Here is a 25,374-nt window from a genome sequence, read left to right as displayed (position 1 = left end):
AATTAAATTTTAACAAAAGAATAATAATAAAACATATAAAAGAGGTAATAAAATGAAAACCTACTTAGCTTTTGATATTGGCGGGACTAAATTAAAATACGCTTTGATCAACAATCAAGGTCAAATATTAAAGAAATATTCGGAAAATACTATTAATGACTCTAAGTCAAACTTTATTAAACGACTTAACGAAATTGTTGGGCAGTTTCAATCTCAAATATCAGGTATTGGTATCAGTGTTCCTGGAAAAGTTGATTCTAAGACTGGGCAAATTCATTTCGGTGGATCTTTACCTTTTCTTGATGGGATTCAGCTTAGTAGTGTTTTAAATACATCATTACCGATTCATATAGAAAATGATGCTAAGGCAGCCACACTAGGGGAAAAATGGTTGGGTTCTTTAGAAGAGATAGACAATGGAATAATGTTGGTTTTAGGAACAGCAGTTGGTTCGGGAATAGTGCTGAATGGACAACTTCTTCATGGTAGTGACCAACAAGCAGGCGAGGTCAGTTTTATGAGTTTAGGTAGCCTTGATATGGAGCATTTTTCTGGAAGCAAGTGTTCGGCAGTAGCAATGATTAAAGATATTGGTCGCCATTATCAGTTAAAAGATATTGATGATGGTAAGAAAGTCTTTGAATTGATTACTGCTAAAAAAGATTTTGCTAAATTACGTTTTGAAGAGTTTTGTCGAAATGTGGCTTTATTGATTCACAATATGCAAGTTATTTTAGATGTGAATTGTTTTGTGATTGGTGGTGGAATTTCTCGACAAAGTATAGTAGCCACAAGTATTGATAAAGCATTAATTGACTTAAGAGAAACTAGTTTGATGGTAAAGAAGACGTTTAAAAAACCGGACATTATTAGTTCACGTTTATTTAATGAAGCAAATCTATTAGGGTCCATTAGTAGTTTCAATGTGGTCAAGTCAAATTAATCGGGTTTAAAGGAGATATCGAATGGTAAATAAGACTAATTTTCCAAAGAATTTTTTGTGGGGTGGTGCAACCGCTGCCAATCAGGTTGAAGGTGGATATGACCTTGATGGTAGAGGGATGTCTATTGCCGATACTTTACCTGGAGGTAAAAGCCGCTTCAAAATTGTAGAATCTGATGATTTTGATTGGAGCATTGATAATGGAAAATACCATTATCCTAATCATTTAGGAATTGATTTTTATCACCGTTATCAATCAGACATTAAATTATTTTCAGAAATGGGTTTTAAAACTTATCGTTTTTCTATTGCTTGGAGCCGAATTTTTCCTCGAGGGGATGAAGCATGTCCTAATAAAGCTGGATTAAAGTTTTATTCTAAAGTCATTGATGAATGCTTAAAATATGGGATTGAACCAGTGATTACCTTGTCACATTATGAGTTGCCCTTATTTTTAGCCAAAGAATATGGTGGTTGGAAAAACCGCAAGTTAATCGATTTTTTTGAAAAATATGTTCGAGTAATTATTGAGCATTTTGGAAAGAGAGTTAAGTACTTTCTGACTTTTAATGAAATTAATTCTGCTGGACAGCATCCAGTGATGGGTCAAGGAATGATACCCAAAACTGGTAGTTTAAATAAGCAAAATGTGTTTCAAGCTTGGCACAATCAATTTGTTGCTAGTTCTAGGGCAGTTAAAATTGCACATGATTTTAATAAGAATATTCAAGTTGGTTGTATGTTGTTATATGCTACTTCATATGCATATAATGCAGATCCTAGAAATCAATTGGCTAATTTGCAAAATGAACAAGAGTTTAATTATTTTTGTGGTGACGTTCAAGTACGTGGTGAATATCCAGCATATACAAACAGGCTCTTTAAAAAATATGGTGTGAAAGACTTAGAAATTACCGATCGAGATTTGAGGGAATTGAAGAAGTATCCAGTTGATTTTATTTCAATAAGCTACTATATGTCGACTGTTATAGAAGTTACTCAAACTTCCCATGATACAACCGCTGGAAACTTGATTGGAGGAGTTAGAAATCCATATTTGAAAGCCAGTGAATGGGATTGGCAAATTGATCCAACTGGTTTGAGGATTGCCTTAGATAAATTATATGATCGTTATCAAAAACCAATTTTTGTAGTTGAAAATGGTTTAGGTGCTAAGGATGAATTGACAAAAGAAAATAAAGTTTATGATGAATATCGCATCGATTATTTACGCTTGCATATTCAAGCCATATCAGAAGCTATTGATGATGGGGTTTCGGTAATGGGGTACACACCTTGGGGCTGCATTGATTTAGTCAGTGCTTCAACGGGTGAAATGTCCAAACGTTATGGTTTTATTTATGTAGATTTAAATGATGATGGAACAGGTAGTTTACAACGATTCAAGAAAGAGTCGTTTATGTGGTACCAGCGAGTTATCAAAACTAATGGGGCCAACTTATCTACAGATGGCTTAAACTATTGAGGTAAATTATGGAACAAACAAAAATAGTTGTAAAGAAAAAAGATGGACTTTTTTATGTTAGTAGATTGGCTACAATTTTTTCTATTCTGATGTATGTTTCTTATATACCACAAATTATAGATAACCTTAGTGGGTCACAAGGAAATCCTATTCAACCCTTATGTGCAGCTCTTAATAGTTCTTTATGGGTTTCTTATGGACTTTTAAAAAAGAAACATGATTGGCCGGTAGTAATTGCTAATTTGCCAGGAATTGTTTTAGGATTAATTACTTTCTTTACATCTTTATAAATATACAAAATAAACCTTATTAAAATGTGTTTTTATATTACACATTCCAATAAGGTTTTTATTTATCTCTTCCAGCCACCATACTAATAATGAAGACAACGGAATTTAATAAAAGTGCGGAAAAGGTCAACCAGTTGATACTGCCGATAATTCCTACCCATAGTCCAATTAATGAGATCAAAAGTATAATATTTACCATTTTCTACGAATGCCAGAAGGAGTGTTTTTAGAACTGTTCTCTGGCAGTCTTTCACTTCCTTATCAACTTCATTATATCGCAGATAAAGGGGTTTATTTGGCAAGTCGGCTTAATGGTATATAATAATTAAAGACTTTTATTATACGTGAGGTAAATATATGCAAATCAAACAACTTCCTGCAGATTTTCAAGCAGCATTACCAGTTTTAGAAAAAATAGAACAAGCCGGATTTGAAGCTTATTTTGTAGGAGGTAGTGTCCGTGATCATATTTTAGGACTAGCGATTCACGACGTTGATATTGCTACAAGTGCTTACCCTGAGGAAATCAAAGAGATTTTTAAGCGCACAGTCGATACTGGAATTCAACATGGAACAGTGACAGTTTTAATGGGGGATGATTCATATGAGATCACTACCTTTAGAACTGAATCGGGCTATCAGGATTATCGTCGTCCTGACAAGGTAACTTTTGTCCGTTCATTAGCTGATGACTTAAAGAGACGTGATTTTACGATCAATGCTTTGGCAGTTGATAAAAACGGTCAGGTGATCGATAAGTTTGATGGCTTAAAAGATTTAGATAAGAAAATCATTCGTGCCGTTGGTCATGCTGAGGAAAGATTTCACGAAGATGCCTTGAGAATGATGCGAGCAGTCAGATTCCAAGCACAGTTGAATTTCAAAATTGAAGAAAAAACTGCTCAAGCGATTGCTGATAATGCTCCATTATTAGCCAAAATTGCGATTGAACGTATCCGTGAAGAATTTGTCAAAATGATGTTGAGCCAAAATTGGCAAACTGGTCTGGCTGATTTTATTAAGTTGGGACTAAGTGAATATTGTCCAGGATACAAGGATCAAAAACTAGAATTAGCGGAATTGTTGGAAGTCAAAGATACTAAATTTGTTGATGAGGAAGCCGCTTTCAGTGCTATCGGCTATGTTTTAAGCTTGAATCATCAAGAATTCAATGCCTTTTTGCGTGATTGGAAAGTTTCCAATAAAACCCGTGAAACTAGCTTGAATACTTTGAATCTGTTACATCTTTTTGAAAGTCAGGATTTTGATCTCTGGAATATTTATAAACTAGGAATCGATAATTTGGATCGTACAATCGAGTTGTCGAAGATGTTCCAAATTGAATTTGATTATACAGATTTAAAGCAAAAAGTAGATCAAATCTCTATTAAAAGTAGTCATGATTTACAGCTAACAGGTAAAGATGTTTGTGAAATATTAGACGTAAAACCAGGTCCAATCATCGGTAAGTCGATGTCGCAAATGGAGCGTGCTGTCGTGGAAGGAAACGTTTCCAATAATTTTGACGATTTGAGACATTATTTGTTAAGTAATCAATAATGCTGTGTTATTATGAATTTAGTAAGTATTTTAGAATTGAAAGGGTGATAATATGACTAAACATGTTTTTAAAGAACTTAAGTTTTACTTTAGAAATGATGATACTTGGACTGTTAGTCACAGTGAAATGAGTGATGTTTGGATTGCGCGTGTAACAACTAGTTATGGACGTATCAAGGGAGGACGTATGCAAGAGATTCATCCATGCAAACGTTTTAGAATCGAAATCTTACCAGAAGCTGATTATATTAAGGATACAGATGTTTCTACTGCTGCTATGGCTGATGGGATGTTCAATCGTATTATTAAGTATCAAGACATTGAAAAATGTGATATTGTCTTTGAGGATGACCAAGATAAAGAACCAATGCAAATTTACTTCCCATTCAAGCAAAAGGATGTTGAAGGATTGGATAACGCTTATCAATCTTCAGCTATTTCAAGTAAAACTGGTAATCTTTATATTGCTATCGACCCAGAAAATACTGTTTACGACATTTATAAAGAAGATCTTTAAAAAAATGCGAGGCCTTAGTTCAAAAACTAAGTCTCGCTTTTTAATTGGAGGAAAATAATGGGAAATTTAAAAATTGGCAGTATGGTAACTGTCGTTGATAAAAAGGATGCCATGAATGATCAAATTGGAGCCGTTGTTTATTTTGATGAAAAAAGAGCAAAAATTCTGGTTCGATTTGGCGGGCAAGAACAGATGTATTATTCCATCAACCAATTGCAGGAATATTAACTTCTGACATGTGATAAAATAAAACAGAACAGCAATAATACCTCTATCTACATCGGTAGAGGAATTTTTTATTTATAGTGGTGAAATAATTGAAAACCTTAAACATAACGAATGCATCAAAATCATTTGGTGAAAGAACACTTTTTACCAATGTTACTTTTACAATCAATGAAGGAGATCGAATCGGTCTTTTGGGACTTAATGGAACTGGTAAGACGACTTTATTAGATGGAATCGTCAACAATTCTGATCTGAATACGATTGAAATCGAAAAACCTAAGGACTACAAGATTTCTCATCTCAAGCAGCAACCGGATCTAGATGCAAATTCATCAGTCATCGATGCTGTCTTCAATGGAAGTGGCGAAAAATTCCAATTGATTCGTCAATATGAGAATTCTCTGGCAAAATTCAACGCTGATTCGACTGACCAGAAGGTTCAAAATGAATTTTTCAAGTTACAGGAAAAAATGAATGCGGCCGAAGCTTGGCAAATGGAATCAGATGTTAAGTCGATTTTGAATAAATTAGGAATCACTGAATTAGACAAGAAAATCAAAGAGTTATCTGGTGGTCAACAAAGACGTGTTGCTTTAGCTCAAACCTTGATTTCCGAAGCTGACTTATTGATTTTAGATGAGCCAACAAACCATTTGGATTATGAAGCTATCGACTGGCTTCAAACTTATTTGAGCAAATACAAAGGCTCAGTTTTATTCGTGACCCATGATCGTTATTTCTTGAATGAAGTAGCGACAAGAATTTTTGAGTTGGAAAACCGCAATGTAACTGAATATGATGGTAACTACGAGAAGTATTTACAACAAAAAGCGGCTAATGAAGAAATCTACGCTTCTGAACAACACCATAAGACTCAATTATACAAGCAAGAATTGAATTGGATGCGTGCTGGTGTTAAGGCTCGTGGAACTAAACAACAAGCTAGAAAAGATCGTTTCAACGACTTGAAAGAAGATCTACAAAACAAGCCTGATGTTCAAAAAGAAATGTCGATCGATATTGCCCAACAACGTCTTGGTAATGATGTTTTTGATATCAAGGATGCTAGTTTGAAATTCTCTAAACATGTGATTTTAAACAACTTCAGTTATTTGGTAACTAAAGGCGATCGTATTGGAATTACTGGTGCTAATGGTTCTGGTAAGACGACTTTCTTAAATACAATTGCTCAACAAATCCCTCTCGATTCCGGTGAAATCAAGACTGGTCAAACGGTTCGTCTCGGTTATTATACGCAGCATACACGTGATATGGACCCAGATAAACGTGTTATTAGATACCTAGAGTCTATTGGTCAAGGAGCCAAGAATACTGAAGGTACACACATGTCAGCATCACAAATGCTAGATACATTTAAATTTGATCACCAAATGCAAGGAGCTTTCATCCGAGAGTTGTCCGGTGGCGAAAAACGTCGTCTGTATTTGTTGGCTATTTTGATGGATCAACCTAACGTTTTGTTGCTGGATGAACCAACAAATAACTTGGATATCGAAACTTTGACGATTCTTGAAAATTATTTGGAAAACTTTAAAGGAACAGTTATGGCAGTTTCCCATGATCGTTATTTCTTGGATAAAGTTGCCCATAAATTGTTGATTTTTGAAGGTCAAGGCGAGATTGAAGAAAGCTATGATTCTTACTCGGGCTATCTACGAAAAGAAACTGAGAAAAAGCAAGCTCAACATCATGAAGTAAAGGTTCAAAAACATGATGAAGCAAAAGAAAAAGAAGCTCAGAGTAAACCGGCAGAAAAGACTAAGTTAACTTACGCTGAACAAATGGAATTCGATAAATTGGAGCCAAAAATCGAAAAACTCGATGATGAAATGGCTAAATTAAAAGAACAATTAAATAATCCCAAAAACGGTTATGAAGATTTGATGGACTTTCAAAGACAATTGGATGAAAAGACTGCCGAATCTGACAAATTGATGGATCGTTGGGAATACTTGGGACAATACATTTAGGAGGAAACTATGCATAACGAGCAACAATATTTAGATCTTTTGCAATACGTCTTAGACCATGGGCACAAGAAGAGTGATCGAACAGGAACCGGTACTATCAGTACTTTTGGCTATCAAATGCGATTTGATTTACAAGAATCATTTCCACTGTTGACGACAAAGAAAATTCCTTTTGGTTTAATTAAAAGTGAATTGTTGTGGTTCTTGCATGGCGATACTAATATTAAATATTTGTTGGAACACAAGAATCACATTTGGGATGAGTGGGCTTTTAAAAATTATATCGAGAGTTCTGATTATAAGGGACCAGATATGACTGATTTTGGTCGTCGTCATTTAGTTGATGAAGATTTCAACCAAAAATATCAGGTCGAGAAAAAGAAATTTGATCAAAATATTTTAACAGACGATGCGTTTGCTCAAAAATTTGGTAATCTCGGGGATGTCTATGGTGCACAATGGCGTCATTGGCAAAAACGTGATGGTGGCTTTATCGACCAAATCGCTAATGTCATCGATCAAATAAAAAAGACGCCCGACTCAAGACGATTGATTGTCAGTGCTTGGAATCCTGAGGATGTGCCAACGATGGCTTTACCACCATGTCACACGTTGTTTCAATTTTATGTCAACGATGGGAAACTGTCTTGTCAGCTGTATCAACGCAGTGGTGATCTATTCTTGGGTGTGCCTTTTAATATTGCTAGCTATGCTTTATTGACACATCTAATAGCTCGAGAAACTGGTTTGGAGGTTGGCGAATTCGTTCATACCTTGGGCGATGCTCACATTTATTCTAATCACCTTGAACAAGTAAAAGAGCAATTGAGCCGTAAACCGGTTGCTGGACCAAGTCTTGAAATCAATAGTGATAAAAGTATTTTTGATTTAGACGTCAAAGATATTCGCGTCGATAATTATAATCCGCAACCAGCTATTAAAGCTCCGGTTGCTGTTTAGGAGTGAGAAAATGATCAGTTTTGTTTGGGCTGAAGATAAGAATCACGTGATTGGTGTTAATGGACATTTACCATGGAAACTACCCAACGACATGAAACGTTTTAAAGATGTTACGACCAATCATCCTATCGTCATGGGACGTAAGACCTTTGAGAGTTTTCCTAATGGCCCTTTACCAAAGAGATTAAATATCGTTATTTCTCGAAATTCTGACTATCAAGTGCCAAAGGGCGTAATTTTGATTTCTAATAGAGAACAATTAAAAGATATTGTTAAACCAGATGATGAAGTTATGGTCATTGGTGGCGCCGGAATTTTTAAATTGTTTGAAGATATTGTGGACCGCTTATATTTGACATGTATCGATCATGAATTTGCCGGAGATACGAAAATGGTTGATTTAGATTATAGTCAATTTAAATTGATCGAAAAAAAAGAAGGTATCATGGACAAAAATAATATTTATCCATATACCTTCGAGACTTATCAAAGAATTAATTAACAAAGAAGTAAACTGAAAAGTACATCAATGCAGTTCCAATCATGACGAAAATGTGCCAAATGACGTGAATATATTTGAGATTTTTCATTAAGTATAAGCAAGCCCCTAATGTAAAAGCTACGCCGCCGGCTACCAAGAGCCAGATACCAGTCGTACCAATGGCTTGATAGAGTGGTTTCATAGCGATGATAATGGCCCAACCCATTAAGACGTAAAGCAAAGTTTCAAAATATTTGAATTTACCTACATTGAAAATTTTGTAGAGGATGCCACCGATAGCTAATAGCCAAATGAAGGCTAAAATTCCATAGCCAAAAGCTGAATGCAAGGCGATTAAGCAATATGGCGTGTAAGTTCCAGCAATCATTAAAAAGATTGAACTATGGTCAAAAATTTGGAAAACGCCTTTGGCTTTTGTGAAATAAAGACTGTGGAATAAAGTTGAACTGAGATACAAAAAAAATAAAGTGAATGCGTAAATAAAATAGGCAGTGATGTTGAGAGGATTTCCTTGGTGGAATCCTTTTATCAATAAGAAAACTGATCCAATTATTGCTAAAATAATTCCGATACCGTGCGTAACAGCACTGAATACTTGATCAGTTATCAAATAAGTTCGAGTAAAGTTAGGTTTTTTTGACATTTTGAAGACCTCAATTATTTGGTTTACGTAAACATTATATACGTCTAAGGACTTTTCAGACAACGACAATCTTTAGTATAATTAAAAACAGTCATTGTTTTGTATATAAATATTAATTAAAATACATGATATTGATAATTTACCAAGAATAAGTTTGGTATAATTAAATTAATTAGGAACTAAGACCCTATGAAAGAGGGATAAAATGAGCAAAGTAAAAATTATTGCCGATTCATCGGTACAATTAACTCCAGAAGAAATTGAGAAATATGATATCAGTATTGTCCCTTTAACGATCAGTATTGACGAAAAGACATACGTAGATGGTGTAAATATTACTCGTGAGAAATTTGTTGAAGAAATGGATTCCTCAAAGGATTTACCTAAAACATCACAGCCTTCAATTGGTACCTTCATGGAAGTAATCGATAAAGTACCAGCAGACTATACGGATATCTTGCTATTGATGATGACACCTTCAATCAGTGGTACAATCAATGCAGCTAGACAAGTAGCTGACATGACTGATCGAAACGTAGAAGTGATCGATACAGAATTTACTGACCGTGCTCAAGGATTTCAAGTTATCAAGGCAGCACAATTGGCTCAAGAGGGTAAGTCGGTCGCTGAGATCAAGACGGCTTTGGATGAAGTACGTGAGCATACCTATTTGTACATGGGTGTAACTAGTATCGAAAACATTTTGCGTGGTGGTAGATTGAGTCGTTTTGCCGGAACTTTATCGACAATCTTGAATATCAATCTAGTTTTAATAGTTAAGAATAATACTTTAAGCATCGCTAAACGTGGTCGTGGTCGAAAGACAATTGAAAAATATATGGACAACGTTATAGAAGAAATCAAAGGCTTGAAGAATATTAAGGCTATCGGAATTTCCTACGTTGATAAAATGGATTATGTCAATGAATTAAAAGAAAAACTTGCCGAGATCGTACCGAATGTGCCGTTATTGATTCGTGTTACTAGTCCAGTAATTGCAACTCATGCTGGATCAGGTGCTTTCGCAATTGAATTTTATACAGAGTAAAAGCTGATGAATGCATCAGCTTTTTTTTGAAAGATGGATTATATATAAATGAAGAAAAAAAGTATTTGGATTATTGTAATAATTATTTTGTTGATTGCTGTTAGTGGTGGAACTTACTATTTTGTTCATAACAATAAACAGCAAATTGTCGAAACAAAAACCACTAAAGAAACTAAACCTAAAATTAAAGTTATTCCTAAAAAGAAAAGTATTGATATTGTAGCTGTCGGAGATTCATTGACGCAAGGAGTGGGAGACTCTAAGTCAGTTGGTGGTGGCTACGTTACTCGTTTGACTAAAAAAGTTCAGAATAAGTATAATGTCAAAACTCAATCTCATAATTATGGGGTTTCTGGTGATACTAGTAGTCAAATCATGACTCGAATCAAGAACGATCAAAAAATGCATCAAGACTTACCTAAGGCTGATATTATTACGGTAACTGTTGGTGGTAATGATTTTATGCATTTATTGCAAAGAAAAGGCTTAGATTTGACGGCTGGAGACATTGCTGATGAACAAGTCCAATTTGACAAACGTTTAACTAAATTATTGACTGATTTACGGAGTTACAATAAAACAGCTCCAATTTATTTAATTGGAATTTACAATCCTTTTAGCATTTATTTGTCGAATGTCAAAAATGCCAAAACAGCTTTTATCAATTGGAACAAAGCTTCCGCTAAGGTAGCAAGTAATTTTAATGATACCCATTTTGTAGATATCAATAATTTGTATCAACCTAAGAATATTAAGAAAAAAGTTCAAAAAACGGGTGTCAATCCATATCTTTACAAGAAAGACCACTTCCATCCCAATGGAACCGGTTATGATATGATGACAGAAAAAATCTTTGAGCAAGTAAATGGGACTAAGAAGGAGTGGCTTTACAAGTAATGAAGAAAAATTATTGGAAATATGCATTTATCGCTTTAGTAGCAATTATCGTTGTTGGATTAGGATTTATCGGTACTAAGGTCTTTAGTTCGCCAAGAGACAACTATCAAGTATCTTCAAAGATCGTTGATCAAGATGCTAAAGTCTTCACAGTCAATATGACTAAACAAGAAGCTAATAAAATGGCGCAATACTATTTGAAGAATACCTTGAACGATGGTAAAACAGATTATCAATTGATTTTGAAAAAAGACGCTGAATTGACGGGTGATGTTAAATTTCTAGGCGCTACGATCAATTTCACAATTTTAATGCAACCATATGCCAAGACTAATGGTGATGTCTTGCTTAAAGCAAAAAAAATGAAAATCGGTGATTTATCATTACCAATTTCATTCGTAATGAATTATATTAAGAATAGCTTTAAAACACCTAATTGGGTCAGTATCGACGGTAAAGACAAGACTATTTTGTTGAAATTTACTAAGTTTACAACCAAAGAAGGTTATGGAATTCGTGCTAAGAACATTGATCTAAAAAATAATAAGTTGTCCTTTGAAGTAATGAATACTAAAATTACTGATAATCAATAGGAAGGAGTAAAAATGAGACGCAGTTTTTATGAGTTTTTAATGACTCTTCGCAATTCGGAAAGTGTTGAACCAGAAGCAGAATTTGCGAATAATGCTTTTCGTGACTCTTCCTTTCCAAAACATGAAGAAAATTATCAAAAGCTTTCTGAATATTTGGAGTTGAATGCAGGCTATTTGCCAAGTATGACGATTTTTGATGAAGCTTACCAAAAGTATCAAGAAATAGATAAGAAATAAATGACAGAAAAAGGGTGATGGTAATGGCATTACAGTGGTATCCAGGACATATGAACAAGGCGAAAAATCAAGTACAAGATCGACTCAAATTAGTCGATATCGTACTTGAAATCGTTGATGCAAGATTGCCTTTCTCGTCCAGAAATCCAGTTTTGGAACAAATCATTGATCAAAAGAAACACATAATTATTTTAAACAAGTCCGACTTAGCTGACCCTAAAATCACAGCTGATTGGAAATTGAACTTTGAACAAGAAGGCACTAATTCTATTGAAATCGATGCCAAGCACACTAAAGGCATGAACAAGATTAAATCAATGATTCGCTCAGAATTGTCTGAAAAGATTCAACGCTATGAAAATAATGGGGTCCAAAATTATCGTATCAAAGCGATGTGCATTGGAATTCCTAATGTTGGTAAGTCAACGATTTTAAATCGCTTAGTCGGTAAAAATGTGGCTGTGACAGGTAACAAACCTGGCGTTACTAAAAATCAGAATTGGTTGAAGACAAATATTGGTATCGATTTGTTGGATACGCCGGGAATTCTTTGGCCTAAGATCGATGATCCAAAAGTAGGGATGAAATTGGCTCTCTCAGGCGCTATCAAGGATAAAATCTACGCTCCCGATGATGTGGCTATCTATGCCTTGAATTTCATGGAAACGCATTATATGGACCAATTACAGGAAAGCTATGGATTGACTAATGCTGACATTTTCAACCATACGACGCCAGAATTATTGATGAATTTAACTAAAAAATTTGGATACAAAGAAGATTATGATCGTGCATCTAGAAGAATTATCGATGATGTTCGCAAATTGAAGTTAGGTCGTTTGACTTTCGATATTCCTGGGGAGTTTTATGAAGAATAAGTACACCGTTAAAGCAGTAAAAGAATTACTGACTCAAGAAACTGTTTCAGATGAACTCTTGCAGGAATTGCAACTGGATTCTCGTTTAGGCGTTAAAAAGTTATTAGAGCAATATTATAAAAGAATTGAACAAAAAAAGGCTTTGATTGAAAAATTTCGTACGAAAGAATTTTTGGAAAAGCCTTATTGGGATCACGATTTATTAGTCGCTGGTGTCGATGAAGTTGGACGTGGACCATTAGCTGGACCAGTTGTGACTGCAGCGGTAATTTTGCCCGCAGACAATACTTTGTATGAGGTTGATGATTCCAAAAAATTATCGATTTCAAAGCGGGATGAATTGTACAAGCAAATTTGTGACCAGGCGATTGATATCAGTGTGGCTGTAGGGTCACCGCAGTTGATTGATCAGGAGAATATTTATCATGCAACTGAATTGACCATGGCACAATCAATTAAACGTTTGTATGCTAAGCCAGATCATATTTTGGTTGATGCAATGACTATACCAGTTGACATTCCTCAGACTAAATTGATTAAGGGGGATGCTAAGTCATTGAGTATTGGTGCGGCTAGTATCGTTGCCAAAGTTAGTCGAGATCGATTGATGACGATGTATAGTCATTTGTATCCTGAATTTGGTTTTGAGAACAACGACGGTTATGGAACTAAGCAACATTTGCAAGCATTGGATAAATTTGGCCGGACAAAAATTCATCGTTTGAGTTTTTCACCAGTAAGAAAAATCAATAAATTGTATTAAAATATGACATCACTTCGTAATTTTGATTAAAAGGAGTGGTGTTTTTATTATGACTAAATTGACGGAATTTTTAGTGAAATGTCGCAAGACAGGGATGGTTTCCAATCAAATTCTCTTAAAAATTATAAAAATATCATTGAAAAGTGATAATCTTGAATTACAAACCCGTATAATGCTAGAAAAAGAGTGGGGGTTGGACAAATTAAACCAGTTTCTACTATTATTAGAGGGTCAAGATTGCATGAATGTTAAGGCAATCAATTATTTAGATGATGAATATCCGCAAAACTTACGTACAATTTATAATCCACCAGCACTCTTGTTTTTTGAAGGAAATATTGCTTTACTTAAAACGGAATGCGTGGCAATTATTGGCTCAAGAGAAGCGACAAATTACAGTTTTCGTTGCATTAGTACTCTTGTTCCACGTTTAGTAAATCGTTATACTATTGTGAGCGGTTTAGCAAATGGGGCGGATTCAATGGCAAATGAAGAAGCTTTAGTGTATGGTAAAACTATTGCCGTACTTGGAAGCAGTTTGAATCAAGCGTTTCCAACGAAGAATCGCCATTTGCAAAGAGCAATTGCTAAAAACGGATTATTGATCACTGAATATCCAATTGGCGATTCAATAGAACCGTGGCATTTTCCCCAACGGAATCGCATTATTGCAGGTTTAAGTCAAAAAATTATTGTGACGGAAGCTAAATTGAAGAGTGGATCAATGATTACTGTTGATTTAGCTTTAGAAAATGGTCGCGAAGTTTTGGCTTTGCCAGGTCGAGTTGATAGTGAATTATCGCGCGGCTGTAATAGTTTGATTGAACAAGGAGCTACTCCGTTGATTGATTTTGATAGTTTATAAAAAAGCGTTTATTCAAAATTATTTCATCTTTTAAATTGACAAATTAAAAATCTGTGATTAATATATTGTCAGTTTTAACTTGATCCATTGGAAAGGAGCACTTTACGTGCCATCAACAAAGCAGAAGAATTTGGTGATCGTTGAATCACCATCAAAAGCAAAAACAATTGAAAAGTACTTGGGACGTAATTATCACGTTGTTGCTAGTTTAGGACATGTTAGAGATTTACCTAAGAGTCAAATGGGTGTTGATATCGACCATGACTATCAACCAAAATATATTTCTATTCGTGGTAAAGGTCCTGTAATTAAAGATTTAAAGAAAGAGGCCAAAAAAGCCAAACGAGTTTATCTGGCAGCCGATCCGGATCGTGAAGGAGAAGCTATTGCTTGGCACGTTTCACATTTATTAGGTTTAGATGACGATGACAAGAACCGGGTTGTTTTCAATGAAATTACCAAGGATACTGTTAAACAAGCATTTAAAACTCCACGTTCGATTGATATGAACTTAGTTGATGCTCAACAGGCTCGTCGAGTTTTAGACCGTTTGGTTGGTTATTCAATTTCCCCAATTCTTTGGGCAAAAGTTAAAAAAGGTCTTAGTGCCGGACGTGTACAGTCAATCGCTTTGAAATTAGTGATTGAGCGTGAGAATGAAATTAAGAAATTCGTTCCTCAAGAATACTGGACGATCGAATCGATTTTTAAGCATGATAAAGATAAATTCAAAGCTAACTTTTATGGGCTTGACGGTAAAAAGGCTGAGTTAAAGAACAATGATGAAGTTAAAAATGTGCTTGGTCGTGTTGATAAGAAAAAGGATTTCTCAATCGACAAAGTTACTAAAAAAGAGCGCAAACGTATGCCTGCTGCACCATTTACAACTAGTTCTTTGCAACAAGAAGCTAATAAGCGTTTGAATTTCAAGACAAGAAAAACCATGATGATTGCTCAACAATTGTATGAAGGAATCAATTTGGGACGTAAGGAAGGTACAGTTGGTTTAATTACTTACATGCGTACTGATTCCAAACGTATCTCTAAAGTCGCTGAAGCAGAAGCTTCAAAATTCATTCATGAAGAATATGGCGAACCCTTTGCAATCATTAAAGAACGTAAAGATAAAAATCAAGAAGGTGCTCAAGATGCCCACGAAGCTATTCGTCCATCATCAGTCTTTAGAACACCTGCTTCCCTAAAAGATATTTTGAGTCGTGACCAATTCCGCTTATACAGTTTGATCTGGTCAAGATTTGTTGCTAGTCAAATGACACCAGCTGTTTTTGATACGATGACAGTTGATTTATCACAAAATGGCGTTATGTTTAGGGCTAATGGTTCAAAGATCAAGTTTGAAGGTTACCGCAAGGTTTACCAAAGTGCTGCTGACAAGGCTCGTAAGGACAATATCTTACCTGATCTAAAAGAAGGCGACACTGCTAAACTTCAATCAAATGACCCTGCTCAACACTTTACACAACCACCTGCAAGATTTACTGAAGCTTCCTTAGTTAAAGCTCTAGAAGAAAATGGTGTTGGTCGTCCATCAACGTATGCACCAACAATCGATACGATTCAACGTCGTTATTACGTTAAATTGAATGGAAAGAGTTTTGAACCAACTGAATTAGGCGAGATCGTCGATAACTTGATTCAAGCTTACTTCCCCGATATCGTTAATATCGACTTCACAGCTAACTTAGAAGACGAACTGGATCATATTGAAGAAGGCAAGGAAGATTGGGTCAAAGTTGTTGACCGCTATTACAAGCCTTTTGCTAAAGAATTAGAGTCGGCTGAAGATAAGATTGAAAAAGTACAAATCAAAGATGAGCCAGCGGGTATGGATTGTGATATCTGTGGTGCACCAATGGTTATCAAGATGGGACGTTATGGTAAGTTTTATGCTTGTTCTCGTTTCCCAGCTTGTCGTAATACAAAACCAATCGTTAAAGAGATCGGCGTGATTTGTCCTAAGTGTAAGAAGGGACAAGTTATTGAACGTAAATCTAAGAAGAATCGTATTTTCTACGGTTGTTCAAGATACCCTGACTGTGACTTCGTTTCATGGGACAAGCCAATTAATCGTGATTGTCCAAAAGATGGTCATTATTTAGTTGAAAAGAAAGTTAAGGGTGGTCGTCAAGTAATCTGTCCAAATGGAGATTATGAAGAGGATATTCAAAAATAAATGATAGAAAAAGAGTTAATCGATAAATTTGTTGATAATTTAATGGTTAACCATCACTACTCGGAAGAAACAAAAAAATCTTATTTAGAAGATATAGATAATTTTGTTTCTTTTTTAGACCAAAATGGTGGTTTTAAAGGATTCACCAAGGTTAATCGAATTGATGTGGAAACATTTTTGACGTATATGGATGAGAAAAATTATGCTGACGAGACAGTAGCACGAAGAATTTCAGCTTTACGTTCGTTTTATAATTTTTTGGTTCGCAATGAATTCGTCCAGACTAATCCATTTGATTTAGTTCAACTACGTCATAAGGGAAGAAAGCTGCCCCGATTTTTTTATGAAAAAGAAATGCAACAATTATTCGATGCAGTCCGCGGGGATGACCCACTTTCGCAAAGAAATTCAGCCTTACTAGAATTGCTCTATGCCACTGGCATGCGGGTTAGTGAGTGTGCTAATCTATTACTAGACCAACTGGACTTCTCGAATGGAATCGTTTTGATCCATGGAAAAGGTGACAAGGATCGTTACGTACCTTTTGGAAGTTTTGCTCAGAAGGCATTGGAGAAGTACTTTAAGTCTGGTCGTAAAATCTTGATGGAAAAAGGTCATCAGGATCATCAATTTGTCTTTGTGAATAGTCGTGGTGGCAATTTGACGAGTCGCGGGATCTCGTATATTTTGGATCAAATTATTAAGAAAACTAGTTTGACTTCCGATATTCATCCCCATATGATTCGTCATACTTTTGCAACGCATATGTTAGAGCATGGTGCGGATTTAAGAACTGTGCAAGAGTTGCTGGGACATTCTAGTCTATCAACGACTCAAATTTATACGCATGTGACTATGGAGCATTTACAAAAAGATTATAAAAAATATTTCCCAAGATAGAGAGGGTTTCAAATGACTACAATCGTTGCTGTTAAACACAATGACCGCACAGCTATTGCTGGTGATGGTCAAGTTACAATGGGTGAAAAGTATATTATGAAGGGAACTGCTCACAAGGTAAGACGTATTTATGATGATAAAGTTATCATTGGTTTTGCTGGTGGAGTGGCTGATGCTATTACATTACAAGATTGGCTTGAAAAGAAGTTAAAAGCTTACTCAGGCAATTTAAAACGTGCTGCTGTGGAATTGGCACAGGATTGGCGTAAAGACCCTACATTGCAAAAATTAGAGGCTTTGTTGATTGCTATGGATAAAGATAACTTGCTATTGATCTCTGGTAGTGGAGAAGTTATCGAACCTGATGAAGATGTTGTTGCAATCGGTTCTGGTGGTAATTTTGCTCAAGCAGCCGCAATTGCTATGCAACGTCATGCTAAAGACATGGATGCACAACAAATTGCCGTTGAAGCTATTAAGATCGCATCAAGCATCGATATTTTTACTAACGAAAATATTATTTCAGATAAATTTTAAATTGAGGAGTTAGTCAATGGACACATTAACACCAAAACAAATTGTCGCTAAATTGGACAATTATATTATTGGACAAACAGATGCTAAAAAGGCAGTGGCGATTGCACTTTATAACCGTTATCGCCGTATGCAAGTACCAAAGAAATTGCAACAAGAAATCACACCTAAGAACTTAATGATGATTGGACCTACTGGTGTTGGTAAGACTGAAATTGCCCGCCGTTTAGCCAAAATCGTCAATGCACCATTCGTTAAAGTCGAAGCTACTAAGTTTACTGAAGTAGGTTACGTTGGTCGTGATGTTGAATCAATGGTTCGTGACTTAGTTAGCATGGCAGTTTCAATGGTCGAAAAAGAAAAATTTGATGAAATTAGACCAGAAGTTCGTCGTGATGTCGATAAGAAATTGGTTAAATTATTAGCTCCTGGTGTTAAAAAAGAACAAAAGCAAAATCCCAATGATTTCATGAGTATGCTCAATAGCATGCAAAATGGTAGTCAAAGTCTAGGCAATATTTTTGGCAACAATGAAGATACTATCGATGAAGATCCAGATAAAAACGCTGAAGTAACTGATGATATTAGAAATCAACGTCTATCTGTTAAAGAACAACTTGATAAGGGACTTTTAGAAGATGAAGAAGTAACTATCAAAGTTGAAGAGTCTAAAAAAGTTGGTCCAATGGACGATCAAATGGGTCAAATGGGTATCGATATGTCCGGAATGATGGATTCTTTGGTGCCTAAGAAGACTATTACTCGTACACTTCCAGTTAAAGAAGCTCGTGAATTGTTGATTCAACAAGAATCACAAAAACGTGTTGATCATGATGAAATTTATCAAAAAGCTATCGAAAGAACTCAAAATAAGGGAATCATCTTCATTGATGAATTCGATAAGATTGCTGCTGGAGACAAGAAGACTTCTGGTGAAGTTTCTCGTGAAGGTGTGCAACGTGATATTTTGCCTATCGTTGAAGGTTCAAGAATCAATACTAAGTATGGTCCAGTCGATACAGACCACATTTTGTTCATTGCTTCCGGTGCTTTTGCCGAAAGTAAGCCTAGTGATTTGATTGCCGAACTTCAAGGTCGTTTTCCAATTCGTGTTGAATTGAACGACTTAACTGAAGACGATTTCATTCAAATTTTGACAAAACCAGATAATGCTTTGACAAAACAATATGTAGCGCTTACAAGAGCTGATGGAATTCATTTAACTTTTACTAAAGAATCTGTCGAAGAGATTGCAAAAATTGCTTTTGAATTGAATAATAGTAATCAGAACATCGGTGCAAGACGTCTTTCTACTGTCTTGGAAAAGATCTTGGCTGATATTCTATATGAAGGTCCTGATATGCAAATGGGTGATATTACTATTACACGTGAATACGTTCGTGAACAAGTCGGTAAGATTGCCGAAAATCAAGACCTTTCACGTTATATTCTTTAGGGGGAAATTATGACAGTTTATCAATTGAAGAACGATTACTTAACATTAAAGGTTAATTCATTAGGTGCTGAAATGAACAGCATCACTAATAACGAAGATTCAGAGTTTATCTGGCAAGCAGACAAGAACGTTTGGGGCCGTCACGCTCCAGTATTGTTCCCAATCGTTGGTCGTTTAAAGGATGATCACTATTTCGTTGATGGTAAAGAATTCAATATGACTCAACACGGATTTGCACGTGATCAAGAATTCAGTCTTGATTCACAAACAGATTCAAAATTAGTTTTGAGCTTGACTACTAGTGAAGCTAGTCTTGAAAAGTATCCATATCACTTCAAGTTGAGAATCATTTATCAACTAGTTAAAGATACTGTCCAAATTTCATATTTAGTTGATTCCTTGGAAGAAACTGATGACATGTACTTCTCAATCGGAGCACACCCAGGCTTTTGCGTTCCATTTGACAAGGGCTTGAAGTTTGAAGATTACAAAGTTTCAATCGATCCAGCAGAAACTAGAACTCACATTCCAATCGACAATCACTTGATCGACTTAAATGGCGAGAAGAAAGTTGAAAACCAAAACTTTGATATGACACGTGATTACTTCGTTGATGACGCTGTTGTTTATCGTTTAAATGATCCAGCAGAAGTTACTATTTATAGTGACAAGTCAGATCACAAGTTGACACTTGATACAGGTAACGCCAAATTCTTCGGTATGTGGTCAACATATCCTGATGATAATGGTAAATTCATGTGTATCGAACCATGGTGGGGACTTGCTGACAAGACTGACAGCGATAATAACTTTAAGAATAAGTATGCTATTAACAAATTAGCTCCTAAGGAACAATTTGAAGCATATTTCTCAATTAGCGTAAAATAATAATTGATTAAAAATAAACAGAGTTTCATGATTTTTTAAATTCATGGGACTCTGTTTTTGTATCCAAAGATATTCGTTCAGGAGTTTAAAAAAGGCGATCAAAGACATTTTTAGTAAGCGATTACATATAAGGGTATACTGAGAATAAAGACGAGGGGGGAGCTTAAAAGATGAAATTTAAATCATTATTTGAAGTAATTCCAGAAACTTGGGAGATCGAGTTTAAGGATCGTAATACAGCACACAAAATTTATGATGAAGTGAGAAGCAAATACAATGACGATTTGGGACCGATTACTGTTAACAATGATACTTGGTATATTGGGACTAAATTATCAGATGAGGAATTCAAAAAAGATATCGTTGAATTTTTAAATCAATTTGAGATAGTTGAATCCCAATATTCTGTCGATAAAACTGAAGTTGGCAAATTTTGGAGTCCACTTTAAAGACAAACAAAAACCTCATTGGGCAAGATATGCCTAGTGAGGTTTTTAATATGAGATTATTCCATCCCTGATTGGCTCTTACCACTCACTGAACCATCCGTGAAGGTAACAACAAAATTTGCTCCCGTATCACCAGAAACATTAGATGAATAAGTATAATTGATGACTGATTTGCCATTAGCAAGCGATTCACTATAACTATTAGGTTTTCCTAAATTAGTATGAATAGCATCAATGGACTGCCCATTTTGGACTGAACTGTAAGCGTCTAAGCCCAACTTTTCTGAGCGTTTAACTTTTAAACCATTCAAAGCCTTATTGATAGCATGTCCGTTAGCAAAACTAACCTTGAGGGTGGAACCTAATTGACCATTTTGAACGTCATTCCAAGTATCTAATTCAGTTTTTACGCCCTGATTTTCAGTGATAGAAGTCGAAGAAGGTTTGCCTAAAATATTGTGAACGGTTTCAATTGGCGTTCCACTAGTTTCGTTTAAGTAAATCCCATTGTATTGATAAAAGGTTACGCCAGTTTGTTTTTTAACTTTCTTTTTGGTAGTGTGCTTTTTTTCGACTTTAGTGGTGGTTTCTTTGAAAGGACCAGTAGCAGTAATCTTCATTCCGACAGTGGCACCACTGGCTACAACGATGATAATAATAATTAACCAGAACCACCAACGGCTGTAGAAATGCTTGTGGCGTTTTTGTGAGCGATATTGAGCTCTAGTTGGTAAATTGTTTGAATCCATCTATCTAATCCCTCCCCGAAATGATAACGCTTTAAATTCATTTTATCAGTAACAATCGATAAAAGTGATTTTATTTAGGAAAAATTTTATATTTTAAAAATATTTTTTATATTTGTAATGTATCTTTCTTGATAAAAATATTATTTCAGTGTACTATTTCTACTAACGTTTTCATTCAGTTTAGGTTTCATCGGAGGGTCCAAAAAATTGTACCAGACAAGATGCTAAGTAGTTTTTCTACTGAGTGTCTTTTTTTTTACTGGATGAATGAAAGAGGGAGGTTATTTATGAAGGTATTGATTCCATATGTTAAGCGCTATCGAAAAGACGCTTATATTGCGGTCATTTCAGTTATTGCTTTAGTTTTTGCGACACTTTGGCAGCCAAGATTGTTACAAGTCGTTATGAATGCAATTTTAAAAGGTGACAAAGCAACTATTTTTCAACAAGGAATCCTTTTGATAGGTCTAGCAATTATCGGTATTATTGCTGGGGTTATCAATACGATTTATTCAGCACACGTTGCTTTGGGCGTAGCCACTGATTTGCGTGCTGATTTATACAACAAAGTGCAGTCTTTTGCATATGCGGATGTTGAAAAGTTTTCAGCATCCAATTTAGTCGTGCGTATGACTAATGATATTAATCAAGTCCAACAGATCGTCATGGCTGGGTTCCAACAGATCAGTCGAATTCCATTGCTATTTCTTGGAGCATTTATTTTAGCGATGGTAACAATGCCACAGCAGTGGTGGGTTTTGATTGGTATGATGATTATCGTTTTAGGTGTCAGCTTTTACTCATACAAGAAGATGAGCGATTACTTTGGTCAAACTCAACAAAATATCGAAGATGTCAATACTGTAGCTCGTGAGAATTTAATGGGAATTCGAGTTGTTAAATCTTTCGTCCAAGAGCCTAATGAAATTGCAAAATTTTCAAAGGTATCAGATAAATTAACGAAAGTTACAGCTAAGATTGGTTATAATTTTGCTATTTTAATGCCAGCGTTCTTTTTAACTGCAAATATTGCTGTTGCTATAGCAATTTACATTGTTGGACAAAATGTGACGACACATCCAACGTATTTAGCAGCTATTACTAGTTTTATTTCTTATTTGATGCAGATTTTATTTGCGGTCATCAACGGTGGTTTCTTAATGATTGCAGCTTCTAGAGCTAATATCTCACTAGGACGAATTGGAGAGGTTATGGCTACTGATCCAAGTATGAATTATGTTCAAGGTGATGATAAACCAGTCGCTGGTGACATCGAATTTGACCATGTTAGTTTCACTTATCCAGGCGATGATGAACCAACTTTAAAAGATGTTTCTTTCACGATTAAAGCTGGTGAAATGATAGGTATCGTTGGTGCTACTGGATCAGGTAAAACGACTTTGGCACAATTGATTGCGCGGTTGTATGACCCAGATTCTGGAGTTATTAAAATTGGCGGAGTTGATATCAAACAATTGCCAGAAAAATCTCTTCGTGAGACGGTTGCCTATGTTTTGCAGCGTTCAACGATGTTTTCCGGAACGATTTCAGCTAACTTGCGTCAAGTAAAAGAAGATGCAACCGTTACACAAATGCAATGGGCTGCTAATATCGCTCAAGCATCTGAATTTATTGAACGTTTACCACAAACTTATGATGCGCCCGTTGAAGAGCGTTCATCTAACTTCTCTGGTGGTCAAAAACAACGTCTTTCTATCACTCGAGGGGTTATCGCTAATCCAAAGATTTTGATCCTTGACGATGCGACCTCAGCTCTTGATGCTAAATCAGAAAAATTAGTTCAAGAAGCATTGGATAAAGATTTGCAACACACTACAACAGTCGTAATAGCTGAAAAGATTTCTTCAATTATTCGTGCCGATAAAATTTTAGTCATGGATGATGGACAAATAGTTGGTAACGGCAATCATCATCAGTTAGTGGCTGATAATGCTGTTTATCAAGAAATTTACAAGACACAAAAGGCTAGAGAGGGGGCAAAATAATGAGTGATTTGAAAAATGCTGGGAAATACTATTGGCATTATTTGAAAAAATACTGGTTTGGGTTCTTAATGACATCTATCTTGATTGGTATTTCAACTGCCTGTATCGTTATTGCCCCAACTTATTTAGGAAAAGCAGTTTCAGAGTTAACGACTTACTTACAACAGTGGACTGATGCAGCCACTCGTGAAAATGCCAGTTTAGGAAATTTCCATAAAACATTGTGGATCTATTTGAGTTTGTATATTGGGGATGCATCAACGCTTTTGATTGCCAGTTGGATCTTGGCTAGAATTACAGCCTTCTCTACCGGTACTATGCGTGTGGGAATGTTTAGAAAAATGCAACGGATGCAAGTTAAATACTTTGATTCTCACAGTGATGGCGATATTTTAGCTCGTTATACGTCTGATTTAGATAATATCTTCAATGCGATGAATCAAGCTCTGATTGAAATTTTCTTGTCAGTGGCACAGTTTATCGGTTTGTTGATTGTTATGTTCAACCAAAACGTCACTATGGCTTGGGTAACGATGGCTTCAACGCCAGTAGCCTTGATCGTAGCGGGATTTGTGATGAAAAAAGCTGGTGTAGCAGTTAATCGTCAACAAGATGATATCGGTAAATTGAACGGTTATATCAATGAACAAGTCACTGCCCAAAAAGTCATTATTACTAACGGCTTACAAAAGGACTCGATTAAAGGTTTCTTGAAACACAACCAAACAGTTCGTAAATCGGCTATGTCTGGTCAAATTTGGTCTGGGGTTTTGAATCCTTTGATGCAAGGGATGTCACTGTTGAACACAGCAATCGTTATTTTCTTTGGTTCATGGTTTGCTTTAAACGGTACGATGTCGACTGGAGCAGCTTTGGCCTTAGTCGTAGTCTTCGTAAACTACGCACAGCAATACTATCAACCAATCATGTCTTTAACTAGTTTGTACGGGATGATTCAACTAGCTATCACTGGAGCTCGTCGGGTTGATGAAGTGAGAAGCCAACCTGATGAAATTGCACCAAAAGATGGCAAGTCGCTGGACGGCATCAAAAAAGAACTACAAATTGATAATGTGCATTTCAGCTACTTACCGGGCAAAGAAATCTTGCATGGCGTATCTATTTCAGTCCACAAGGGCGAAATGGTTGCATTAGTGGGTCCAACTGGTTCAGGTAAGACTACGGTCATGAATTTGTTGAATCGCTTCTATGACGTCGACAGTGGTGCTATTACCATCGATGGTGTGGACATTCGTCAATTTGACTTACAGAAGTTGCGTAAGAACGTAGGGATCGTTTTGCAAGATCCTCAATTGTTCTCAGGGACGATTGCTGATAACATTCGTTACGGTGATCCCAGTGCTTCAATGGATCGAGTGATTGATGCCGCTAAGCAAGCCAATATTCATGAATTTATTATGAGTTTGCCTGATGGCTATGATACAAAAGTTTCAGATGAACAGAGTATTTTCTCTGCCGGTCAAAAGCAACTGATGTCGATTGCAAGAACGATTTTGACTAATCCACAGTTGTTGATTCTGGATGAGGCAACTTCTAACGTTGATACAGTTACTGAAGCAAATATTCAAGCAGCGATGGATCGGGTGATTCAAGGACGGACGAGTTTTGTTATTGCTCACCGTTTGAAGACGATTTTAAACGCTGACAAAATCGTAGTCTTAAAAGACGGAAATATTATTGAACAAGGTAATCATCAAACCCTTTTGGCAGAAGATGGTTTTTATGCCGGTCTTTATAAAGATCAAATGGTCACAAATTAGTCAAAAAAAGCAGGTT

At 35.8% G+C, this 25,374-nt stretch carries 27 protein-coding genes; 24 read left to right on the top strand and 3 right to left on the bottom strand.

Features of this window, described 5'->3' with window-relative positions; translation table 11 throughout:
• The first annotated feature begins 52 nt into the window (after positions 1-52).
• Genes FFM65_RS03770 through FFM65_RS03760 form a run of 3 tightly spaced genes read left to right on the top strand, consistent with a single transcriptional unit; the run spans position 53 to position 2,719 of the window.
• Positions 53-943: an ROK family protein gene (locus FFM65_RS03770; protein WP_119317511.1), complete on the top strand. Its 891-nt coding sequence runs from the start codon at positions 53-55 to the stop codon at positions 941-943.
• 22 nt (positions 944-965) lie between these two features.
• Entirely contained in the window at positions 966-2,429 is a 1,464-nt protein-coding gene (locus tag FFM65_RS03765) for a glycoside hydrolase family 1 protein (protein WP_119317512.1), read from the top strand.
• 8 nt (positions 2,430-2,437) lie between these two features.
• Positions 2,438-2,719: a SemiSWEET family transporter gene (locus FFM65_RS03760; RefSeq protein WP_119317513.1), complete on the top strand. Its 282-nt coding sequence runs from the start codon at positions 2,438-2,440 to the stop codon at positions 2,717-2,719.
• 58 nt (positions 2,720-2,777) lie between these two features.
• Here FFM65_RS03760 and FFM65_RS12235 read toward each other — a convergent pair whose 3' ends face one another.
• Complete coding sequence (locus tag FFM65_RS12235; protein WP_218022554.1) at positions 2,778-2,918, bottom strand: hypothetical protein; 141 nt, start codon at positions 2,916-2,918, stop codon at positions 2,778-2,780.
• 158 nt (positions 2,919-3,076) lie between these two features.
• On the opposite strand from FFM65_RS12235, the gene FFM65_RS03755 reads away from it, so the two are divergent.
• The 6 genes from FFM65_RS03755 (at position 3,077) to FFM65_RS03735 (ending at position 8,477) form a co-directional block, all read left to right on the top strand.
• On the top strand, positions 3,077-4,279 hold the full coding sequence (locus FFM65_RS03755; protein ID WP_119317514.1) for a CCA tRNA nucleotidyltransferase: 1,203 nt from the start codon (positions 3,077-3,079) through the stop codon (positions 4,277-4,279).
• A gap of 52 nt (positions 4,280-4,331) precedes the next feature.
• Positions 4,332-4,796, top strand: coding sequence for a hypothetical protein (locus tag FFM65_RS03750; RefSeq protein WP_119317515.1), 465 nt, complete (start codon positions 4,332-4,334; stop codon positions 4,794-4,796).
• A gap of 57 nt (positions 4,797-4,853) precedes the next feature.
• Positions 4,854-5,024, top strand: coding sequence for a hypothetical protein (locus tag FFM65_RS12085; protein WP_162897896.1), 171 nt, complete (start codon positions 4,854-4,856; stop codon positions 5,022-5,024).
• Positions 5,025-5,113: 89 nt separating this feature from the next.
• Positions 5,114-7,015 (top strand): ABC-F family ATP-binding cassette domain-containing protein, encoded by a 1,902-nt coding sequence (locus FFM65_RS03745; RefSeq protein WP_119317516.1) that lies wholly within the window; start codon positions 5,114-5,116, stop codon positions 7,013-7,015.
• Positions 7,016-7,024: 9 nt separating this feature from the next.
• Complete coding sequence (locus FFM65_RS03740; protein ID WP_119317517.1) at positions 7,025-7,975, top strand: thymidylate synthase; 951 nt, start codon at positions 7,025-7,027, stop codon at positions 7,973-7,975.
• Between the two features lie 10 nt (positions 7,976-7,985).
• The gene (locus tag FFM65_RS03735; RefSeq protein ID WP_119317518.1) at positions 7,986-8,477 is read left to right on the top strand and encodes a dihydrofolate reductase; all 492 of its coding nucleotides are present in this window, start codon (positions 7,986-7,988) and stop codon (positions 8,475-8,477) included.
• Here FFM65_RS03735 and trhA read toward each other — a convergent pair.
• On the bottom strand, positions 8,470-9,120 hold the full coding sequence (trhA, locus tag FFM65_RS03730) for a PAQR family membrane homeostasis protein TrhA (RefSeq protein ID WP_119317519.1): 651 nt from the start codon (positions 9,118-9,120) through the stop codon (positions 8,470-8,472). The two genes, FFM65_RS03735 and trhA, sit on opposite strands and share 8 nt — an antisense overlap.
• Before the next feature lie 205 nt (positions 9,121-9,325).
• Between trhA and FFM65_RS03725 the strand changes: the two genes are divergently transcribed.
• The 13 genes from FFM65_RS03725 (at position 9,326) to FFM65_RS03665 (ending at position 20,822) form a co-directional block, all read left to right on the top strand.
• Positions 9,326-10,168 (top strand): DegV family protein, encoded by an 843-nt coding sequence (locus FFM65_RS03725; RefSeq protein WP_119317520.1) that lies wholly within the window; start codon positions 9,326-9,328, stop codon positions 10,166-10,168.
• A gap of 48 nt (positions 10,169-10,216) precedes the next feature.
• Positions 10,217-11,065, top strand: a complete 849-nt coding sequence (locus FFM65_RS03720; RefSeq protein ID WP_119317521.1) for a DUF459 domain-containing protein — start codon at positions 10,217-10,219, stop codon at positions 11,063-11,065.
• A complete protein-coding gene (locus tag FFM65_RS03715; RefSeq protein WP_245954216.1) occupies positions 11,065-11,658 on the top strand; it encodes a YpmS family protein in 594 nt (197 codons plus the stop codon). Before FFM65_RS03720 ends, FFM65_RS03715 begins: the two co-directional genes overlap by 1 nt.
• Positions 11,659-11,670: 12 nt before the next feature.
• The gene (locus tag FFM65_RS03710; RefSeq protein WP_059073415.1) at positions 11,671-11,895 is read left to right on the top strand and encodes a YozE family protein; all 225 of its coding nucleotides are present in this window, start codon (positions 11,671-11,673) and stop codon (positions 11,893-11,895) included.
• A 23-nt stretch (positions 11,896-11,918) separates the two neighbouring features.
• Positions 11,919-12,773 (top strand): ribosome biogenesis GTPase YlqF, encoded by an 855-nt coding sequence (gene ylqF, locus FFM65_RS03705; protein ID WP_010019874.1) that lies wholly within the window; start codon positions 11,919-11,921, stop codon positions 12,771-12,773.
• Positions 12,763-13,536 carry a ribonuclease HII gene (rnhB, locus tag FFM65_RS03700; RefSeq protein ID WP_119317523.1) on the top strand — a complete coding sequence of 258 codons (774 nt, stop codon included), beginning with the start codon at positions 12,763-12,765 and terminating at the stop codon, positions 13,534-13,536. Before ylqF ends, rnhB begins: the two co-directional genes overlap by 11 nt.
• A 49-nt stretch (positions 13,537-13,585) precedes the next feature.
• Positions 13,586-14,401 carry a DNA-processing protein DprA gene (dprA, locus tag FFM65_RS03695; RefSeq protein ID WP_119317524.1) on the top strand — a complete coding sequence of 272 codons (816 nt, stop codon included), beginning with the start codon at positions 13,586-13,588 and terminating at the stop codon, positions 14,399-14,401.
• Between the two features lie 106 nt (positions 14,402-14,507).
• A complete protein-coding gene (gene topA, locus FFM65_RS03690; protein ID WP_119317525.1) occupies positions 14,508-16,595 on the top strand; it encodes a type I DNA topoisomerase in 2,088 nt (695 codons plus the stop codon).
• Positions 16,596-17,495: a tyrosine recombinase XerC gene (gene xerC / locus FFM65_RS03685; RefSeq protein ID WP_119317526.1), complete on the top strand. Its 900-nt coding sequence runs from the start codon at positions 16,596-16,598 to the stop codon at positions 17,493-17,495.
• A 12-nt stretch (positions 17,496-17,507) separates the two neighbouring features.
• The gene (gene hslV / locus FFM65_RS03680) at positions 17,508-18,032 is read left to right on the top strand and encodes an HslVU peptidase proteolytic subunit (RefSeq protein WP_010019868.1); all 525 of its coding nucleotides are present in this window, start codon (positions 17,508-17,510) and stop codon (positions 18,030-18,032) included.
• Between the two features lie 16 nt (positions 18,033-18,048).
• On the top strand, positions 18,049-19,485 hold the full coding sequence (gene hslU / locus FFM65_RS03675; protein WP_119317527.1) for an ATP-dependent protease ATPase subunit HslU: 1,437 nt from the start codon (positions 18,049-18,051) through the stop codon (positions 19,483-19,485).
• Positions 19,486-19,494: 9 nt separating this feature from the next.
• Positions 19,495-20,373, top strand: a complete 879-nt coding sequence (locus FFM65_RS03670) for an aldose 1-epimerase family protein (RefSeq protein ID WP_119317528.1) — start codon at positions 19,495-19,497, stop codon at positions 20,371-20,373.
• A 170-nt stretch (positions 20,374-20,543) separates the two neighbouring features.
• Positions 20,544-20,822 carry a hypothetical protein gene (locus FFM65_RS03665; RefSeq protein WP_119317529.1) on the top strand — a complete coding sequence of 93 codons (279 nt, stop codon included), beginning with the start codon at positions 20,544-20,546 and terminating at the stop codon, positions 20,820-20,822.
• Between the two features lie 56 nt (positions 20,823-20,878).
• Here the strand turns inward: FFM65_RS03665 and FFM65_RS03660 are convergent, their stop codons facing one another.
• Positions 20,879-21,571, bottom strand: coding sequence for a DUF3862 domain-containing protein (locus tag FFM65_RS03660; protein WP_119317530.1), 693 nt, complete (start codon positions 21,569-21,571; stop codon positions 20,879-20,881).
• Between the two features lie 287 nt (positions 21,572-21,858).
• Between FFM65_RS03660 and FFM65_RS03655 the strand changes: the two genes are divergently transcribed.
• Both FFM65_RS03655 and FFM65_RS03650 read left to right on the top strand, forming a co-directional pair.
• Positions 21,859-23,577, top strand: coding sequence for an ABC transporter ATP-binding protein (locus FFM65_RS03655; protein ID WP_119317531.1), 1,719 nt, complete (start codon positions 21,859-21,861; stop codon positions 23,575-23,577).
• The gene (locus tag FFM65_RS03650; protein WP_119317532.1) at positions 23,577-25,358 is read left to right on the top strand and encodes an ABC transporter ATP-binding protein; all 1,782 of its coding nucleotides are present in this window, start codon (positions 23,577-23,579) and stop codon (positions 25,356-25,358) included. The genes FFM65_RS03655 and FFM65_RS03650 overlap by 1 nt, the downstream gene beginning before the upstream one ends.
• The last annotated feature ends 16 nt before the right edge of the window (positions 25,359-25,374 follow it).

The sequence above is a fragment of the Companilactobacillus formosensis genome (assembly GCF_005405305.1).
GTDB lineage: Bacteria > Bacillota > Bacilli > Lactobacillales > Lactobacillaceae > Companilactobacillus > Companilactobacillus formosensis.
The sequence above is the reverse complement of the archived record's forward strand: the minus strand, read 5'-3'. Positions and strand labels throughout refer to the sequence as shown.